The organism is Kitasatospora sp. NPDC002040 (genome assembly GCF_040296785.1).
Taxonomy (GTDB): Bacteria; Actinomycetota; Actinomycetes; order Streptomycetales; family Streptomycetaceae; genus Kitasatospora.
This window is the reverse complement of sequence record NZ_JBEOXV010000033.1, coordinates 1-17,696: the sequence shown is the minus strand read 5'-3', so window position 1 is coordinate 17,696 and position 17,696 is coordinate 1. Positions and strand designations below refer to the sequence as shown.

At 72.1% G+C, this 17,696-nt stretch carries 17 protein-coding genes; 6 read left to right on the top strand and 11 right to left on the bottom strand.

The features are described from left to right. The first annotated feature begins 2,068 nt into the window (after positions 1-2,068). From ABT118_RS32395 to ABT118_RS32375, 5 genes are all read left to right on the top strand, one after another. Positions 2,069-2,893: a DUF4231 domain-containing protein gene (locus ABT118_RS32395; RefSeq protein ID WP_350678313.1), complete on the top strand. Its 825-nt coding sequence runs from the start codon at positions 2,069-2,071 to the stop codon at positions 2,891-2,893. A gap of 546 nt (positions 2,894-3,439) precedes the next feature. Then, the gene (locus ABT118_RS32390; RefSeq protein WP_350678309.1) at positions 3,440-3,646 is read left to right on the top strand and encodes a hypothetical protein; all 207 of its coding nucleotides are present in this window, start codon (positions 3,440-3,442) and stop codon (positions 3,644-3,646) included. A 335-nt stretch (positions 3,647-3,981) separates the two neighbouring features. Further along, a complete protein-coding gene (locus ABT118_RS32385; RefSeq protein WP_350678306.1) occupies positions 3,982-4,614 on the top strand; it encodes a hypothetical protein in 633 nt (210 codons plus the stop codon). Between the two features lie 257 nt (positions 4,615-4,871). Then, positions 4,872-5,294, top strand: a complete 423-nt coding sequence (locus ABT118_RS32380) for a lipocalin/fatty-acid binding family protein (protein WP_350678301.1) — start codon at positions 4,872-4,874, stop codon at positions 5,292-5,294. Between the two features lie 724 nt (positions 5,295-6,018). Next, positions 6,019-6,327 carry a peptidase inhibitor family I36 protein gene (locus tag ABT118_RS32375; RefSeq protein WP_350678296.1) on the top strand — a complete coding sequence of 103 codons (309 nt, stop codon included), beginning with the start codon at positions 6,019-6,021 and terminating at the stop codon, positions 6,325-6,327. Positions 6,328-6,868: 541 nt separating this feature from the next. Here ABT118_RS32375 and ABT118_RS32370 read toward each other — a convergent pair. From ABT118_RS32370 to ABT118_RS32325, 10 genes are all read right to left on the bottom strand, one after another. Beyond that, positions 6,869-7,279: an actin-binding ADF family protein gene (locus tag ABT118_RS32370; protein ID WP_350678288.1), complete on the bottom strand. Its 411-nt coding sequence runs from the start codon at positions 7,277-7,279 to the stop codon at positions 6,869-6,871. A gap of 378 nt (positions 7,280-7,657) precedes the next feature. Next, positions 7,658-7,951 (bottom strand): hypothetical protein, encoded by a 294-nt coding sequence (locus tag ABT118_RS32365; protein ID WP_350678284.1) that lies wholly within the window; start codon positions 7,949-7,951, stop codon positions 7,658-7,660. 99 nt (positions 7,952-8,050) lie between these two features. Next, positions 8,051-8,206, bottom strand: a complete 156-nt coding sequence (locus ABT118_RS32360; RefSeq protein ID WP_350678280.1) for a hypothetical protein — start codon at positions 8,204-8,206, stop codon at positions 8,051-8,053. A gap of 54 nt (positions 8,207-8,260) precedes the next feature. Beyond that, positions 8,261-10,678, bottom strand: coding sequence for a DEAD/DEAH box helicase (locus ABT118_RS32355; RefSeq protein ID WP_350678277.1), 2,418 nt, complete (start codon positions 10,676-10,678; stop codon positions 8,261-8,263). Between the two features lie 64 nt (positions 10,679-10,742). Next, complete coding sequence (locus ABT118_RS32350; RefSeq protein ID WP_350678273.1) at positions 10,743-11,189, bottom strand: type I phosphoribosyltransferase; 447 nt, start codon at positions 11,187-11,189, stop codon at positions 10,743-10,745. Further along, positions 11,186-11,893, bottom strand: a complete 708-nt coding sequence (locus tag ABT118_RS32345; RefSeq protein WP_350678268.1) for a helix-turn-helix domain containing protein — start codon at positions 11,891-11,893, stop codon at positions 11,186-11,188. Before ABT118_RS32345 ends, ABT118_RS32350 begins: the two co-directional genes overlap by 4 nt. Then, positions 11,890-14,286 carry a hypothetical protein gene (locus ABT118_RS32340; protein WP_350678262.1) on the bottom strand — a complete coding sequence of 799 codons (2,397 nt, stop codon included), beginning with the start codon at positions 14,284-14,286 and terminating at the stop codon, positions 11,890-11,892. The genes ABT118_RS32345 and ABT118_RS32340 overlap by 4 nt, the downstream gene beginning before the upstream one ends. A gap of 7 nt (positions 14,287-14,293) precedes the next feature. Further along, the gene (locus ABT118_RS32335; RefSeq protein WP_350678258.1) at positions 14,294-14,635 is read right to left on the bottom strand and encodes a helix-turn-helix domain-containing protein; all 342 of its coding nucleotides are present in this window, start codon (positions 14,633-14,635) and stop codon (positions 14,294-14,296) included. A 122-nt stretch (positions 14,636-14,757) separates the two neighbouring features. Beyond that, entirely contained in the window at positions 14,758-14,979 is a 222-nt protein-coding gene (locus ABT118_RS32330) for a hypothetical protein (protein ID WP_350678253.1), read from the bottom strand. A gap of 202 nt (positions 14,980-15,181) precedes the next feature. Beyond that, positions 15,182-15,844 carry a hypothetical protein gene (locus ABT118_RS32325; RefSeq protein WP_350678250.1) on the bottom strand — a complete coding sequence of 221 codons (663 nt, stop codon included), beginning with the start codon at positions 15,842-15,844 and terminating at the stop codon, positions 15,182-15,184. Positions 15,845-16,339: 495 nt separating this feature from the next. Here ABT118_RS32325 and ABT118_RS32320 point away from each other — a divergent pair, with 495 nt between their 5' ends. Further along, on the top strand, positions 16,340-17,047 hold the full coding sequence (locus tag ABT118_RS32320; protein WP_350678247.1) for an HNH endonuclease family protein: 708 nt from the start codon (positions 16,340-16,342) through the stop codon (positions 17,045-17,047). A 71-nt stretch (positions 17,048-17,118) separates the two neighbouring features. Here the strand turns inward: ABT118_RS32320 and ABT118_RS32315 are convergent, their stop codons facing one another. Next, positions 17,119-17,397, bottom strand: coding sequence for a hypothetical protein (locus ABT118_RS32315; protein ID WP_350678244.1), 279 nt, complete (start codon positions 17,395-17,397; stop codon positions 17,119-17,121). Positions 17,398-17,696 lie beyond the last annotated feature (299 nt).

The window sequence follows — 17,696 nt, the reverse complement described above, 5'->3', positions numbered from 1 at the left end:
GCCCCATGTAAGCCGCAGGCTTCCATGGGGCCTGGCGGCCCCACCACGGCGCTGACGCGCCGTCAGGTGCGGGGGTGCCGCCTGGCGGCGTCACCGTGCGTGAGGTGGCCGGGACTGCGCCCCGGCGGGCCCGGCTGCGCCGGGCCGGGGGCGAGTGGGTGGCGGGGGCAATTCGCCGATGGCGAATTGGCTTGACGAGGGCGGCCCCTGGCGGGGCCTCAACTCGACGGGTGGCCGATGTCAATACGGCACGGGCCTGCGGCCCGCCTTGGGGCCCGTTCCGGCCTGCGGCCGGGAGCGTTAACGATGTGGCGTGAATCACCGGTAGAGGGGCCACTCCTGACGGGGTGTCCGAGCGGGCGTTGACGATGTGGCGCGAATTGCCGGTAGGAGGGCCATCCCTGACGGGACGGCGGAATTCCGAGGCTCCCGTTCACGATATCCCGCGAATTTTCGGCAGAAGCCCATCGGCCCGATACCGGCCCCGGGGCGCAGCGGCGGGGAGCGGAGGCGCTGCGGCCCCTGTGGCGGCCCGCCGGTCGGCCTGCGGCCTCCGGGGAGGAGGGAGAGCCGGGCGGCGCCCTGGCGGGCTCCGCAGTAGACCGTGAGCGGCATCAGGAGCACCGGCACAGCGGCGAGCAGGAGAGCGAGCAGCTGCGGCCGAAAGCAGAGCGGAAGCGGGAGCAGCTGAGACTCCCCGGCACCGCCACGGCACGGGCGGCGCACGAGGAACAGCGGGCTGCAGGTGCCGGCGGGCACCGCGAGCCGCACCGCGAGCGGCACCGGCGGCGCAGCTCAGTGCCCGGCGGGACGAAGGCCGGCCGCCGACCCAGCCGGGACGGCGGCGAGCACCAAGAGCTCACCGAACCACCCACCCAACACCACCCGCACCCGACTCGGCACGGTGCGCGGCCGCGCGGTGACGCGCTCCCGCGTGGGTGCGGCAGCGCGACCGCGGCGACCATTCCCGAGGGCACCACGACGGGCACCGCACCCCGTCCCGAAGACACCGCGGCAACGGCGGCACCCGCAGAAGGCCGGCGCCGCAGCGGTAGAGGAAGTAGTCGTACCACTCGACGGTGGCCACCCGGCGAAAGCACCTCAAGGCACAGCAGCGGCCACGGACACGGCACCGGACAGGTACGGCGAGCAGCACCGGACAGGTGCGGCCCAGGCCTGCGCCAGAACGCGGCAAGCCGCTCCCGGCCGGGTGCCCAACCCACCCACGGGCACCCACCACCACCGGCCCACCGAACGCACCCGCAACCCTCCCACCAGGGCAGACCGAAGATGCAAGAGTTGTCAGGAACCCAGGGTTCGAAGATGCAAGAGTTATCAAGCACTTCGCCCCCGCCAGAACCCGCCCGGACGCACAAAGTGCCTCACCCCGCGGAGCACAGCACCGGGACACACACCCACCCCGACCAAGGGCAGGCACCACCACCGAACCAGGGCCCGATACGGAACGAGCACCACTCCGAACCACAGCAGCAGCTCCCACCGATCCGGGCGCAGCACCGCACTCTCATCCCGCCCTTCAACACCCGCCCGCTCCTCGTGCGGGCGGCCTACGGCCGCAGTGCGGGGTGCCGGCCTGACAGCCGCACCGACGGGTGGCCGGGAGCCGGGGCCTGACGGCCCGGCAGCGGACCGGGCGGCGGGGCCGGGCCTGCGGCACCAGCCGTCGTAGCCGGGGCCTGACGGCCCGGCAGCCGGATCCCGCAGGCCGAGCTGCCGAGCACGAAGGCCGGGTCAGGGGCGTGCGGCACGGACTGAATCAGCCCGCACCACCCGGGACGCGCTTCCGTCCGCCCACACAACCGCAGGCCGTACAGCAGCGGCCCCGGCCCAGGACGCCCCACACCCCAGGCCGGAACCAGAGGCCGGGATCGGCGGCGACGTGCCGACGGCGGCGCGCGGGCCGGGCCGGGCCGGGCCGGAGCAGCAGCAGGACGGCAGCAGGACGGCAGCAGGGCGGCGACCAGCAGGGCAGCGGGGCGCCGGAGCAGCAGCACACCAAGAAGGCACGAGAACCGCCATACTGCGGGCACCACCGGGGAGGGGTGTAGTGGAACAACAAGAAGCAGCCACGGAGAACGAGCTAGGGGATTCCGACCTCCGTAGGATCCTGCGCCAGAACCGCCTGGAGCTCCAGCGACGGCGCACCGGCAAGCGAAGGCAGAGCGGCGGCTGCGCACTCGCCCTAATCGGCCTTGCAGGCGGCATCACCGCCACCATCGCCTTGGGTGACGTCCTCGCCGCCTCCACCGTCTACCGGACGGACGGCATCGCCGCCGTGCTGGTGGTCGCCGGCCTTGTGGTGGCCTGGGTGGCCTACAGCCCCAGCGGGACCGAAGACGACGAAGACATCATCGCGAACATCGCCACCGTCGAAGAGATCCTCCGCGAAACGGAAATCAGCAGAGCAGTTCCGCTGGAAAAGCGTCAGCGTCGCTACCAGGCGGACGCCTCCGAGCTCGTCCGGCGGTATCAGGACGAAAGCCGAAAGTATCGCCGCACCCATAATTTGCTACAGTCAACAGTCATCATCGGATCGCTCTTGACTACAGCGTTTGCAGCTCTAGGGGACGCACTTCCTGGTCAACGGTGGATCACCGTAGGGGTCAGCCTTGCCGTGGGACTCTCGGCCGGATTCACGGGATACTTCAAGTTCCGGGACCGGAGTTTCTACCTGCAAGTCACCGCAGACGACATCGAAGAAGAGATGAACGCTGCGAACCTGGGAATCGGAAGCTATTCGGGCCTCACAGAAGCACAAATGCTCTCGCTGTACACCGAGCGGGTCGAGCAGATTAGAGGCGACCAACGTAAACGCCAGCAGCAGCTCGACCAACCCGCAGAAAACCAGCCGCCCCTGCCCCCAACGACCTGATAGCGCTCCAGAGCCACGGTCACCAACAGCCCGCTCGGAAACGCCGGCGGGCTGTTGGCAGACGCAGCAGCCAGCCAGCAGACCCAGGTCCGGCCACCACGGGCAGCGGGGACGGGAACGACGGCCAGGAGCAGCGGGGGCGGGACGGCGGCCGGACACCTACCACCAGGAGCTCCTAGTCCTCAGCGCGGACAGCCCGCAGGCCGCAGGGTGGTGCCGACCTTGCCGGCCCCCGACCGGGGCCGGGGGGCCTGACGGCCCCGCAGCAGGGCCGGTGACGGGGTAGTGGCAGGCCTGCGGCGGGGTACGGGCGCCTGCGCACCCGGCGGTGGTGGCAGGCCCGTGACGGGCCGGTGGCGGTGGCCTTGCGGCCCCCTCCGGGCACGGGTGCCACCCGACGGCCGCCCGGTACGCCGAGCACGGCCTGACGGCCCGGCAACACCGGGCGGGCGGCACTTGCGGGATTCGCACCCCACCACCCGCCACGAATCGGCAAGATCAACACGAGCGCCGACCGGCGCACCCCAGAACCCGAAGGAGCACCCCATGAGCGACACCACCCCCACGCCCGACGCCCTGGCCGCGCCCACCGTCCCGGCCGGCGACGACGGCCTCATCGACCTGGACGACGCCAACGCTGGCGTGGAGATCACCATCCCCGCCTACACGAACCACAAGCCCAGCGACCAGATCCCGGTCACCTGGAACGACGCCACCAACCAGCGCGCCAACACCACCACCGACAAGGCCTGACCCCCACACCCGCCAGGCAGCCCGGCAGCGGCCGGTCAGGCAACCACCCGACCGGCCGCCTGCGGCACCGGAGCGGCGGGGCAGCAGGCGGCGGAGCTGACACACCGCCAGCACCCACGAGCCGTACCCGCCCTGACACACCACCAGGCCAGCACCGGGCCGGCGGCAGGCCTGCAACCGGCCAGCAGCTGACCCGTCTCAACTTAGTTTGACGAGTCTCACCAGACTTTGACCGCCCGGCCTGTGGGGCGTGGGTTGGCGGTTCGCCTGTGTGCGCGGTGGCGGGTGGGTACGATCGCCGAGCCAGTGATGATCTTGTAATTGAGGAGCTGAACATGCCGGCCATACCCAGCCCGTCACGCCTCAACGAGGCACTCGCCCAGGCCCTGGGCCCCTACCTGCCGTATGACACCGACCTGGTCTTCGACCTGCCGGACCCAGCCGCGCTGACCCGCCCGACCGTGAGCATGGCCTTGGCCGAGACGACCCTGACCGAGGATCCCAGGGGCCGTCAGGCGCAGCGGTCCGTCTACTACGGCGCGCTCGACTACGTGATCACGTACTGGCCGCCCGCCTCGGAGTTCAACTCCGAAGCGGCGCCGCCTCAGAGCGCTTCCGTGCTGATGGCGGTCATGGGCGGGCTGCTGCGCGCCCGGCCGCTCCAGGGCATCGCCGACTCGAACACCACGTTCCGGCCCAACGACGGCAGCGTGTCCCAGCGTGTCCCCCTCCTGCTGCGGGAAGCCGGCCTCGACCCCGACGCGTCCCACCTGCTGCTGCTGGCCCGGATCACCGCCCCCATCCACCAGCTCGGCCTCGCCGAGCAGCAGGACGCCCCCGACGAGCGGCTGCGTGCCATGGGCCTGTCGCTGAACGCCGCAGACCGGCAACGCGCCACGGAGTACCTCCAGGAACACCCCGACGCCACCGGCGGGCAGCTCATCGGCTTCCTGACCGCCGGCTCCTAGGCGAATCCCGGACAGTCAAAGTCCGATGAGACTGATCAAAGTTCACTGAGATGAGTCGCCGGATGTCCTCTGGCAGGCCATCTTGACCGATTGACAAGTGAGTTTGACCGGGCAGCGAGAGGCCGTTCGTTCCACCGTGGTCGCGCCCCGGTCAACGTTCGGCCGTTTCCGCCCAAGCGCTGGGGGTGCCAGTGGATCATGGCGTGCGGCGGCCGGGTTGGTCGCCGCACTGTGATGATCACCATGGAGGGGACCACATGGCAGTCGGAGCTTTCACCGATTTCTCCGGCACGTACGAGCTCGACAGCAGCGAGGGGTACGAGAAGTACCTGGAGTCGGTCGGGGTCGACGTGGAAACCCGGGACGCGCTCGCGGCCGATCCGCAGACGGTGAGGATCGTGCAGGAAGGCGACCACTACACGCTGCGGTTCACCGTCGCCGCCAAGGCGGCCTCCCTGCAGTTCACCCTCGGCCAGGAGTTCGTCGCGTACTTCGCACACGGCGACGACCGCCAGGCCAAGGGGATAGCCCGCCGCGACTTCAACCACGTCATCCTGCAGCGCAAGGCCGGCACCATCGAGGCCACCACCGTCTACAGCGCCGACGACGAGGGCCTCGACGTGCAGTTCACCGGCCCGAACGCGGCGACCGCCAAGCGGCGCTACAAGCGCCAGCCCTGACCGACCGCCAGCAGCCGGGGGACGAGCGGCGGCACCAACGGCGGACACAGCCGACGGACCGGGTGGCTCCTGCCAGCCCGGCCCGACGGGCCGCAGTCCACCGCCCGGCCCGCCGGCGGCTCCTGGCGGCCGGACCCCGGCACCGGACAGCCGACCGGCCGCCCGCTCCCGCAGAATCCCCGCACAAATCCAAGACCCGCCACAGCAGACCCAACCGGCGGAAACAGCAGCCGAATCGGAACCGGGATCCGTCACGAAACCCGACGGCATTCCCGACGGCATTCCCGACGGGCCGTCAATTCGAGAAAGCACCCCGAAAAGGGCCCGAACGACTCCCGGCCACCGGCCGCCGGAAGGAGCGACCACCCGCAGTCACCGAAACCGGCACGCCCCGCGGCACCCCGGACACCCAAACCGAGCCCGGGGTACCGGCCCGGATTGGTCTACCCAAAGCCGAAACCGGTGCCCTGAAAGCCTTCAGGTCACACGCCGGAACGGAGGCCGGGCGGCCCCCCGCCGTTCCGTCACAAGCCGAACGAGGCCCCGACGACCAGGTCCACGATCCTGTGCCGGCCGGAGGCGACGGCCTTGGGTGAAGTCGACGACGATGGCCCTCGAATAGCACATCCTCCCCAAGGCCGCTGCGAGAGTCGCCATTTGACCATGCCCGGGACGAGCCGTCGGTAGTGTCCCCGCCAATACCACTGCGAGAAGGGGAATCCCCATGCCCGTGACCGTGTACGCCGACGCCGACTACAAGGGCAAGAGCGCCACCCTCGAGGCTGGACGCCACAAGCTCGACCCGTCCTTGAACGACTCCATCTCCTCCGTTCGCGTGCCGGACGGATGGGTGGTGACGCTCTACGAGAACGCGGACTTCACCGGGGAGGAGTCCGTGCTGGAAGCCGACACCGCGAAGGTGGAGGACGCCCTGCACGACAAGGCGTCCTCGGTCCTCGTCGAGTCGGACGACGACGGCCTCCCCGTGGAGAACGGTGACAACTGGTTCTACTTCGAGGACGAGGCGCGGTAGCAGCGGCGGGACGACCGGGCGGACAGGCGGCAGGACGGCCACCAGGCCGGGCCGGGGAGCAGGGGGACGGCAGCGGGCAGCCAGGCCGGGACGGCGGGGCCGGGCGGGGTGGACTACCCGGTGCTCGCCCCCCGCCGGGTAGTCCACTCCGGCCCGTCACCCCGGCCCGGCCCCCGCTGCGGAGAGCGGACCAACCGGGCCCGGGGCCGGGCCGGGCGGGCCGGACGCGGAACCAGCCGGGGCCGGCCACCAGGCCGAAGCGCGAAACCCAGCCAGCAGGGTCGCGGCCGGGCGGGGCTGTCCGGGCGCTGCGAGCGGAAGGTGCGAGTTCGCCGCACAACTCGATCATGGAGGGGCTGGCGCCGCCAGAGGTGGCAAACGGGCAGAACTCCCCGGCCGATCATCGAGTGGGACCAGGCGCAGCGGGCCGGGTCGGATCCGGTGGAGCGGCGCCCGCTCAGCCGAGGAGCGGCAGCGCTCGCGGCGGCCCGGGAGGCCGCCGCCGAGTAGGCCGCCGGTCCACGCGGCAGCCCGCTTGTCCTCAGCTCGCGCGGGCGACCATCTCGTCGTACTCGAGGTCGGAGAGGTCGGTGGCCTGGACGTACACCGCGACTCCGTCCAGGTGGCCGCGGATCTGGTTGTAGGCCGAGGACTGAACCATCCGCACCTTGGTCCCCGTCCCCTCCGGACACCAGGAGATCAGGACGACCTTGGTGCGCTTGGCGCCGTCGCCCGCCGTCAAGGCCAGGTCGTGGACCACGAAGCGGGGCTCGTCCCTGGGAAGCAGGTCGACGAAGTCGTCATAGGTCTGCGCGGTGCCGGCCTTGTCGACGATCACCTCGTCGAAGGTTTCGTTCAGCCGGTAGAGCACGTAGTTGGACTTCTTCGCCTTCAGTTCCTTGAACGTCGTGCCGCCCTCGTCGGCGATCTTGACGCCCGCACCGTCTGCCATCGGATCTCCCTCGTCGCGGATGGCCCCGGCCGGCTTCCGCGGCCGGGCGCCTCACCTCGAGGGCATCCTCACGGCAGTGAAGGAGGGCACCGGCCCGAACCCGTCGATCTTCACTCGAACGGACGAGGTCCGATCGGCGCGACCGGAGCAGATCCAGCCGCCCCGGGAAACCGCGACCGAGCAGTCAGCACGGTGGCCCGCTCCCGAACTGGTCGGTGCGGGCCGCCGGTGTCCTCTGGCGGACGAGCGCGTCCAGACCATCCTTCTTCCGGACGCCGGGCGCTGACCGTCCCGGCCTGGTCGGCCTGGTGCTATGCCCCGGTCGGGCGGGGGCGGTCCTGGATTGGGCCGCCCCCGTGGGCGGTGAGGGTGTGCGGGTCAGCCAGCCGCGAGGGCGGTCTCGTCGGCGCCGAGGTAGGCCGCGGCCAGCTCCGCCAAGTCCCGGGCGAGGTCGTCGCTCCGGGCCCGGTCCGCCTCCGGGGCCGTGGCGGGCTGCCCGTGCGCGTCGGCTTCGGTGATGCTGGTGTCGAGGTCAGCGGCGTAGTGCAGCAGGGAGTCGTAGAGGCGGGCGGTGGTCTGCAGGTCCATCCGCACCTCACCTCTGACTCGCCACAGCCGGAAGGTCTCGGCGGTGTGGCGCAGCAGGGCGCTCACGTGGGTGGCGGGCATCATGAGCTCGCCGTTGTGCGGTAGAGCACCAGCGGGAACGGCTGGTGGTGCTGGTCGTCGTCCACGGGTTGGTTCCCTTCGTGTCGGTGGGGCGGTGTGCTGCTACTGGCCGCCCGTGCAGTGGTGGCCGGAGTCGACGTGCTCGCCGTCGGTGAAGTCCGTCTCCGCCGACCAGCCGCAGGCCGAGCATTCGGCGCGGCCCTCCCAGCCGATCTCGGGCTCGCCGTCGCCCCTGTCGCAGTCGTGGCCGGCGTCCACCGTGGTGCCGTCCTCGAATTCGTCGTATCCGCTGGCACCGCACCCGCCGCACAGTCAGTCGCCGGTCCAGGTGACCGAGGCATCGGCCAGGCCTTGGTCCTCCTGCCCCTGCTCCTGCTGCTCGGCCTCGACTGCCGCCAGGGCGTCGAGCAGGGCGGTCTGCTGGGCCGTCAGCTTGCCGTCGGTGCGGGCCTTGTCCTGCTTGCGCAGCCACGCCCCCGGCCGGAAGGTCGGGTCGGCTTCGCCGCCGGTGCGGTTGGCCGGGCCCTCCAGGGTGCCGCCGTTCGCGAGGTAGGCGAGCAGGCGGCGGTAGGAGCGGTTCCAGTCCGGCTCGAGGCGCCACATCGCGTCCAGGGCGGTCAGCTTCGCGTCCTGCGCGGCCGTCAGCTTGGCGTTCTTGCGCTGCCGGCCGACCCAGGCGCCTACCGCGTGGCCGTCCAGCTTCTCGGCGGCCGGGATGGCCAGGTGTCCGTGGGTGGCGGCCCAGGCCCGGGCGTGGGCGTAGCCGCGGTCCCAGGAGCGGGCGTGCTTGTCCCAGATCATGCCGAGCTGGTCCAGCTCGTGGATGCGGACCGGGGCGAGCAGGCCGGCGCCGTGGAGGTAGCGCTGGCGGTCGAGCCAGGAGATCAGCGCGGCGTCGCGGGTCTTGTCGGTGGGGTCGAGGTGGTGGTGCCCGGTGTGGAACGCGGCGGCCAGGTCGAACATCCGCTGCCACTCAGTGGCGCGCGGATTGAACATCCGCAGCTTCACCGTCTGCAGGATCTGCGCGGCGTGCTTGCGGGCGTTGATCCGCAGCCAGTCGGCCGGCGACTCCTCCGAAGCGGCGAGTGCGGCACCCACGGCTTCGCCGGACTCCTCACCGTCCTGCGCCTCGGTGACGCCGTCCTTCTTCCCGGCCCGCTTGGTGCGCAGTTCGGTGATGAAGCCGACCACGCGGGGATCGTGGGTGGCCAGGGCGCGCAGGGTCCGCCAGATGTGGCGGAAGGAGGACGCCTCGATCTCGATGTCGGCTTCGTCCTTCACCGCCTCCCCGGCCTCGTGGATCTCGGCCGGGTCGGCGGTGTCGTCGCCGGTCTCGGGGGTGGGGAGGTAGACGGGGATGATGACCCAGCTGACCTTGCCCTGGCGGTAGGACTGGCGCAGGGCCCGGCCGAGGGCCTGGACGATGTCGATGATGCTCGACTTCGGATCAGCGAAAACGATCGCGTCCACGGCGGCCACGTCGATGCCCTCGTTCAGGAGGCGCGAGTTGCAGATGATGCAGCACTGCTCGCCCTCCTCGCCCTCCTCCACGCCGGTGGAGGCGGTGAACGTGGCGAACGCGGCCCGGCGGTCCTTGAGCTTGTCGGAGCCGGCCACCGCGAGCGCGGTCACCCGCTCCGGCCGGTCCGCGTCCGGGAGCAGCTCGGCGGTGGCGGCCATGGTGGCGGCGAACTCTTGGGCGGCGCTGACGCGGGAGTGGAAGGTGATGACCCGGCGCAGCTCCAGGTCGGCGACCGCGCGCAAGACCGCGATCTGCAGGGCCAGGCGCAGCAGTTCCTCGTTGGAGCGCTGGGAGCGCAGGTCGGCGACTGCGGGCAGGTTGAGGAGTTCGCGCAGGTCCTCGTCGGTGACGACGGGGACGAGGACCCGGTAGTCGGCGAGGTAGCCGTGCTCGATTCCCTGGCCGAGCGTCCAGGTGTAGACGGTTTCGCCGTAGATGCGGGTGTCCGTCATGGAGCAGAGGGCGGGCAGCTGCTCGACGTCCTGGCCGTCGGCGGCCGCGGTGAGGTCGGCCAGGCCCGGCTTCGCCCGGGTGTCGTCTGCGATCTTCGGGGTGGCGGTGAAGTACAGGCGGCGCTTCGCCGGGACCTTCTCATCCGAGTGGATCGCCGCCCAGGCCTTCCCTTCGGAGCCTGCGGTGCGGTGCGCTTCGTCGATGACCACGGCGTCCCAGGCGGGGAGCCCGAAGTCCTTGTGCGCAGCCACGATCCGCTCCAGCGACGCGTAGGTGGCGTAGACAGTGACCGGCTCCCCCACCTTCGCCGAAGCGACCAGGTCCGCGATCCGGGCAGCCTGGGTGCTCACCTGGGCGTGGACGCGGCCGCCGGCCTCCGCGCTCTCCAGCGCCTCCGCCCGCGAACAGGCCGCGATCGCCAGGCCCCGACGCCCGCCCTTGAGCGACCAGGCCGCGGCCGTCTGCTCCAGCAGCTCGATCGTGGGCACCAGCACCAGGACCCGGCCCTTCGCGGCGAGGCGGCGGGCGCAGCCAGCGGCGATCAGGGTCTTGCCGGAGCCCGTGGCGGCGACGATCGTGGCCCGGCCGCCGTTCTTCACGGCCTTCACCGCGGCCGCCACCGCGTCCTTCTGGAACCAGTGCAGCGGCAGCGGGTTGACCACGGTGGTCGGCTCGGCCTGGGCGGGCAGCGATGCCGAGCCGCGCAGCCCGGCCGGGACGTCCCCGATGGCGGTGGTGGTGGTCGTGGTGTCCACGGTGGCGGTGCTCTCCTTCATCTGCCGCGCGGGCTGGGGCTGCGCTGGAGGCGGGCGGGGCGGGTCAGTCGGGGTAGGCGTACCGGTGGAGGCCGTCGATCAGGCTCTCGATCAGGTCGCCGGAGGTGTTGGTCATCCACTCGGCGTCGAAGCCCTCGGTCAGGAGGATGTCGGCGAGGACGTCAACGAGCCGCTGGGCCTCCTCCTCTCCGGGTGGGGAGTCCGGGTCCAGGGTCACGGCGGCTTCGGCTGCGGCGCGGGCCAGCAGGAGCAGCGCCGCCTGGGGGCCGGTGTACCAGCCGGGGTGCTCCGCGCGGTCGGGGACCGGCGGTGCGCTGGGGCGGTCGGCTTCGGCGAGGAGCCGGCGGGCGGTGTTCGGTGAGACCCGTAGGTTCCAGGCGATCTGGACCGGGTTGTGGCCGCTGTCCCTCAGGTGGACGGCCATGGTCCGCAGCTCGTCCCGGCCGGGCCGATCGGGGTGGGCGAGCGGGGTGGGCTGCTTCTGGTTCACGTGTTCTCCTCGGGGATCCATCCGCGGACTTCCAGGTAGGCGATGTCGGCGTCCTCGACGGCGCGGCCGGTCTCCACCAGCCAGGCCTGCACGGCCTCGGTGACGTCGCCGTGGTGCTCGGCCACGCGCTGGGACCACTCGGCGGCGTCGAACCCGCCAGACGAACTGGAGCCGTAGGTGCGCTCCTCGGTGCCGTCGGAGCGGGGGATGAACCCGCGCCGGACCCCGCCGGAGTCCTTCTCGGATCCGGCGGAGTAGACGTACTGGTCGGCCTTCATCCGCACGGTGAAGGCGAGGCGCCCGCCGGCCTGCCCGGTCTCGTGGACGACCGGGGCCAGGTGGGAGGCGCCGGAGCGGATCGCCTGCTTCCCTGCCCGGCCGGCCATGCTGCCACCCGGGGTGCCGATGGTGTCCTTGCCCCGCACCCTCGCCTTCTGCCCGCCCTTGGTGCGGCGGCGGGTGGTGTTCGCCCCGGCGATCCCGGACAGCGCGTCGGTATCACGCTCGCCACCGCGCACCGCGCGGACCACCTGGCGCAGCGCGCCGACGAACGCGGCGCCCTTGCCCTTGGTGAAGAACTGCGACACCAGGCTCGCGTCGCGGCCGAGCATCTTGGCGACCTGCCGCTTGGTGTAGCCGGCGTCCAGGAGCTGCTGGGTGAGCTGGGCGGCCTCGTTGGGGTTCTGCGGGTCGGCGGGACTCACTGGTGGTCAGCTCCCTTCGCGGCGAGTTCGGCGCGGGCCTGGCCGCGCAGGTCGAGGTACTGCTCCTGACTGGTGGGGTGCGGGACCGGTCCGGTGAGGTGGCCCTTGAGGAGGTAGTCACCCACCTCGCCCCGGTAGGGCCAGGGCTGACGCTCGGTCAGGGCGATGGCGTCGGTGCCGAAGTACACGACCGTGCCGGGCTTCGCGTGGAGCGCCCCGGCGGCGGCGACGATCTCCTTGCCGTCGCGGTACTTCATGTCCAACAGTGCGGCCCTCGCCCCGGACCAGACGTTGGCGGCCCACTCCGGGTGGGCGTACGGGTCGCGGGAGAAGCCGGCCTGCCGCTGCCAGGTGACGACCTGGTCGTCCTGACCGAGGATCTCCACCCCCGCCGGGAGCGCCTCGGTGAGCGGGGTGGTGCCGGAGACCAGGCGGGGACGCTGGGCGAAACCGCCCAGGCCGAACAGCAGCACCGACCGGACCGCCCGGGAGGCGAGGTAGGCCGCCTGCCGCTGGCGCTCGTCCCCGTGGATCCGGGAGAGGTTGGTCAGGTCTGCCCAAGCCGACTTGAGCTTCTTGCCCCAGTCGTCGAGCGGCTTGCCGTCCTCGAAGACCAGGCCGTCCAGCACCTCGACCTTCCACGGCCCCAGGTGATTGGAGAGCGCCAGGTGTACCTCCGCGCCCCCGGCCCAGGTGGTGAACACGGTGCCTGGGTCGGAGGGGTAGACCCAGGCGCGGTCACCGGTCACCGGTGCCGGGAGCAGCCCGACGTGGTTCCACCCGGCCGGGACGGTCACCCGCACGTTCCAGTGCGAGCAGGACATCAGCGCCTTGGTCTGCTCCTGAGTGCTCATCGCGGCGAACGCCCGGGCGGTGATCCGGTGCGGAGTGCCGACCGGCGACTTCCACAGGTGCTTGGCGTAGGCGAACGTCCGGTCGTACTCCACCAGCGCCGGAAGCTGCTCCGGAACCCGGGGCGGGAGGACCAGCTCGGTGCGGCCCTGCCCGCCGGTGGCGTGCAGCAGACCGCGCAGCTCCTCCGACAACACCGGGTAGCCGCCCGCCCACTTGCCCTTGGTGGGGATGGTGCGCGACCACAGGTCCCGGCCGGTCTGCGACGGGGAGCCCATCAGGACCGCGTCGTCCCAGTGCCGGCGCAGCGCCTGCCACAGCAGGGTGAACGCCTGACGGCACGTGGCGACGTCGGCGCCGTCCGGGTCGAACCACTCCCCCATCGAGCGGATCTCCACCATGGCGGTGTCCGGCGCGGTGGCGGGGGCGTAGCGGCCGACGGGCTGGCGCTGGTGGACGAAGTGCCCGGCCAGCCTGTCCCGGCCCGCACCGACGGCGGTGGTCCACCGCTCGGAGGGGGTGTTCAGCCAGGCCGCGACCGCGTCCTTAAGCGTGCTGTACCGCTCCGCATCCTCATGCCACGGGGCACCGGCGGTGACATAGATCCGCTCCGTCCCCGGCGCGGCGTGCAGCACCGCGTCCAGGATCTCCCCCGGCGTCTTCCCCCCGAGGGCCAGGCGCACGACCTGGTCGCGGACCGCCAGCTCACCGGTCGCGGCGTCCAGGAACACGGTGGCGCGGGCGTTCTGGGTGAAGGCCGGGCGCTTGGAGACCAGGCCGGTGGTCACCGCCTCGAAGCGGGCGGCGTCCGGGCCCTCCGGGAGGGTGGGCAGCTCGCGCGGACCGGACTCGACCGCCAGCCGGACCGGGGCAGCGACCGAAGCGGCGGAGACCTCGGTCGGCAGCTCGGCCGGAACTTCGGCGACGACGGCCTGGTCCTCGTGCTCGGCCTCTCGCGGTTCCGGATCCGTCACGGCGGCGGCCGGGGCCGACTGCTCGACCACGGGGGCCGGGCGGGTCAGTGCCGGGGCGACCGCGCCGACCGGCGGCGCGGGCTCGGCCACCGGGGCCGGTGCGGCGGCGGGGACGGCGACGGCCTGGTCCTCGTCGTCGACCTGTCGCGGTTCCGGATCCGTCACGGCGGCGGCCGGGGCCGACTGCTCGACCACGGGGGCCGGGCGGGTCAGCGCCGGGGCGACCGCGCCGACCGGCCGCGCGGGCTCGGTCCCCGGGGCCGGTGCAGCAGCGGGGACCACGGCGACAGCCTGGTCCCCGGCCTTGGCGGTACGCAGGGCGGCCGGGGTCGGGTCCAGCAGCGGCGCGATCCGCACCACGTCGGCCAGCGTCAGCCCGGACGCCTTGGCGACCGTGGCGGCGTCGGCCTTCTCGTACCCCGCGAGCCCGGCCACCCGGCGCGCGCGCTGGGCGGCGAGCCTGTCCAGCTCCTTCTGCGCGGCGGCGACGGCCTTCTGGGCCTGGCCGATCTCGGTGCGCAGCTCGCGCAGACCGGCGAGCTCGGCGGTGTACGTCTGGCGGTCCATCAGGGTGTCACTCCCCGTCCGTGGTCTCGGTGGTGTCGTCGGTGTTGGTGTCGAGGGGGCGGGCCCGGCGGGCGAGGGTCAGCCATCCGTCCGGGCCTTCGGTGCCGTGGATGCCGGCCAGGCCCGCCAGTAGGAAGGCGTAGGCGCCGCGCTTGGGGGCCCGCGGCTGGGCGGTGCCGGCCTCCCACTTGGCGAAGGTCTCCCGCCTGGTCTTGAGCGCGGCGGCCACCTCGACCTGGGTCAGGGCCGCGGCCTTGCGCAGTCGCTCCCGCTCGGCGGGCTCCGGCAGGTCCCCGCCGTCTCTGGCCTTGGCCAGCAACGCGTCCACCGCCGCATAGATCTCACTCATCACACACCTCCACACGAGAAAGGTAGCATTGCATGCCACGCTTAGCGCACATGATTAATCGCATATGCACCGCAATATAGCCTCATTCGAGGTGGGCGGTGTCGGGCCGACGGCTCGCCGGCCTACTCGGTGTCGGCCGCCGGGCAGGTCCGGCACGTCTCGCAGGCCGGGGCGGTCGGCGCCTGGCGGTGGCGCAGCCTGCGGATCGCGGCGAACACGTTCGCCGCACCCGAGGCGGCGAAGCCGATGCTGCGGATCGCGCGGCCGAGAGCGGCGGCCTGCGGGCCGGACGGATCGGCGACGGCCTCGGCGAGGAACAGCAGGACGGTCTGAACGGGCGACATAGCGCTCTCCTTCTGGGGGTCGGGCCTCACCCCTTGAAGTGGCGCGAAGAGTCCATGGGGCAGGACCCGCGCAGAAACGTGTGTGGCCTGGGGCGTCACCTCACGATGGAGCCCGCCATTTTTGGACTGGTAGTCCGCGCGGGCATGCCTCGGCCCCGGCGCCGCCGTGGCGGTGCCGGGGCCGGCCAAGAAGGGCGGCGCGCTACGCGCCTGCAATCGCCTCCAGGACGGCGCGCTGCTGCTCGGGAATCTCCAGGCCCGCCGCGCGGACGGTGCTCATCGTCTCTCCGCTCACACAGAACCGGCACAGTCCGACGATCGGCATCTCCGCGCCGACGAACATGCCGATGGACTCCGTGCTGTCGTAGACGGGGCGCAGGCAGCCGGGACACTCCAGGGCCTCCTCCCGCTCCCAGCGCTCGGGCGCCAGGGTCGTGTCCAAGCCCGCGATGATCCCCTCCATCGCGGTGCCAGCCTCGGCCCACAGCTCCAGGGGCCGGTCTGCGCGGATCAGGATCTCGGGGGCGGCCTCGGGGTCGGGCCCGAACCGGGCCTGGATGAGAGAGCCGATCCCGGGCCGGTGAGGGGCGGGGAAGAACGCGTAGTAGCCGTCTCCCTTCCCGAACTGGTACCCGGCCCCGGTGCGGAACGCTGCGGCTACCTCGCGCAGGAGCGCGCCGTCGTTGTTGGGCAGGCGTAGCTTCCACGGCTCGGTGCGGTCGCCTGCCTCAGCCGGGGAGGCGGTGAGCAGGATCCCGTTGCCGGCGGCGCGGACGTCGAGGTGCGTCAGGCCCTGGGTGCCGTGCACGGCACTGCCGAACCACTCGGTGATGCCCCGTCCTGAGCCTGCGGCTTGGCTGTCCATGGTCGTCCTCGGATCGTTCGGGTTGCGGGCCGCTCCCGTCGGCTGCCCGCCGGATCGGGCTGTTCGCCGCCGGTACGGCGAAGGAGCAGCCGGGCTGCGTACGGGCCCGGCTGCCCCGGCGTGGCCAAACTGCAGCGTCCGGGCCGTGGGGGTGTACAAGCCGGACGTGTGGAGCAGACACAGCCGCACGCCCTGGTCGGGGCGCTCGGTCTGGTCAACGAGCGGAACACGGGACGGTTGCGCTTCCCACCTCCCCCCTCTCAGGCGACGACCAGGCCGGGCGCGTCGGCGCTGGAGCAGCGCGGCCCCCTGACAGCGTCGGGTCTGGGGCGTCCCTGCTCCAGTGCGTCCTGCACCCGCACACACTCGATGAACGCAGCAGCTGAGCCGGTACGACTTCTCCCTCTCCCGGGTGGCCCGTCAGCTGACGGGTACTCAAGATCCATGCCAGGACGGTAGGAAGGTCCACGACAAGTCGTCGACGAAGGAGCTACGTTGCGGACCACCACCCTGACCAGGACAGCACTCACCTTCACTGCGGCAGCGGCCCTGCTCGCCGCCCTGCCCACGGCACCCGCCCAGGCCGCCGGCAGCGGCACCCTGCAAGGTGCGCGACGGGAGGCCGGACAGACCGTCACCGTGCCGCTGCACGACGCGATCGAGCAGCTCACCGAAGCCGATGAGAGCCGCACCGGCTACGTCCGCACCGCGTTCCGGCACTGGGTGGACGCCGACCACAACGGCTGCGACGCCCGCAAGGAGGTCATCCTCGCCGAAGCCCTCGTAGCGCCAGCGGTCGGGCCCAAGTGCGCGCTGGCCGGCGGACAGTGGCTGTCGCTGTACGACGACGTCATCATCACGGACGCCTCCAAGATCGACGTCGACCACATGGTGCCCCTCGCCGAGGCCTGGGACTCCGGAGCCTCCGCCTGGACCCCGGCCGAACGCCAGACCTACGCCAACGACCTGGACGAGCCCCGCGCACTGATCGGCGTCTCCTTCCAGTCCAACAGGTCCAAGGCCGACAAGGACCCCGCCCAGTGGCTGCCCACCGCAACCGGCTACCGCTGCACCTACCTGCAGGACTGGACCGCCATCAAGACCCGCTGGAACCTCACCGTCGACCCCACCGAACACAACGCCCTGCGCGACCTCGCGACCGGTTGCGACAACACCGACCTCACCGTCACCCTCGCCCGCTGAACCCAGGACCCGGCCTTCAGGCGTCGTCGGTGCCCGACGACTCCCCGCCGAGCCGCTCGGACCGGTGGGTGTCAGGGGAGGTCCGGGCCGGCGGTGCGGCCAGGGTCCAGGTCCAGGCTGTCGGGCCACGGCGCCGACGGATCCCGGTCCTCGTCCGGGGGGATCAGGACGATCTCGCGAGGCGGGGCCGGCCTGGCGGCAAGGCGGTCGTAGACCTTGGCGACCTGGGCGAGGGTACGGGCGATGTCGTGGTGGCCCCGCCCCAGCTGCCGCCGGGCCTCCTGGCTGAGGGAGCGAGCCTGGCGGGCGTAGTCGGTCCCAAGAAGGGCGGCTGGTACGTCGTCGGGCATGGGCGCTCCGGAGACAGGAGATAGCTGGCCGCAGAACATGCTGGGGCGTGGCCGGGCGTGAGAGCGGCCGTTCGGGTGGGACATCACCAGAACGAGTGCCTCCGCGCGCGAGACGCACGCCAGGCCTACTCCCCCTCTGGACGGCGCTGGCTGCGGGAACTCCGGAAAGCTGATCCGAGCGTGGCCACCGGCTCGGTGCCCACGCCTGGATCAGGAGAGTGGACCGCCCCGGGGAGCCCGGCGGTGCACACCGGCGGGTGGGGGTTGGTGAGGGGGGGGGGGGTGTTAGCAGTGCCAGG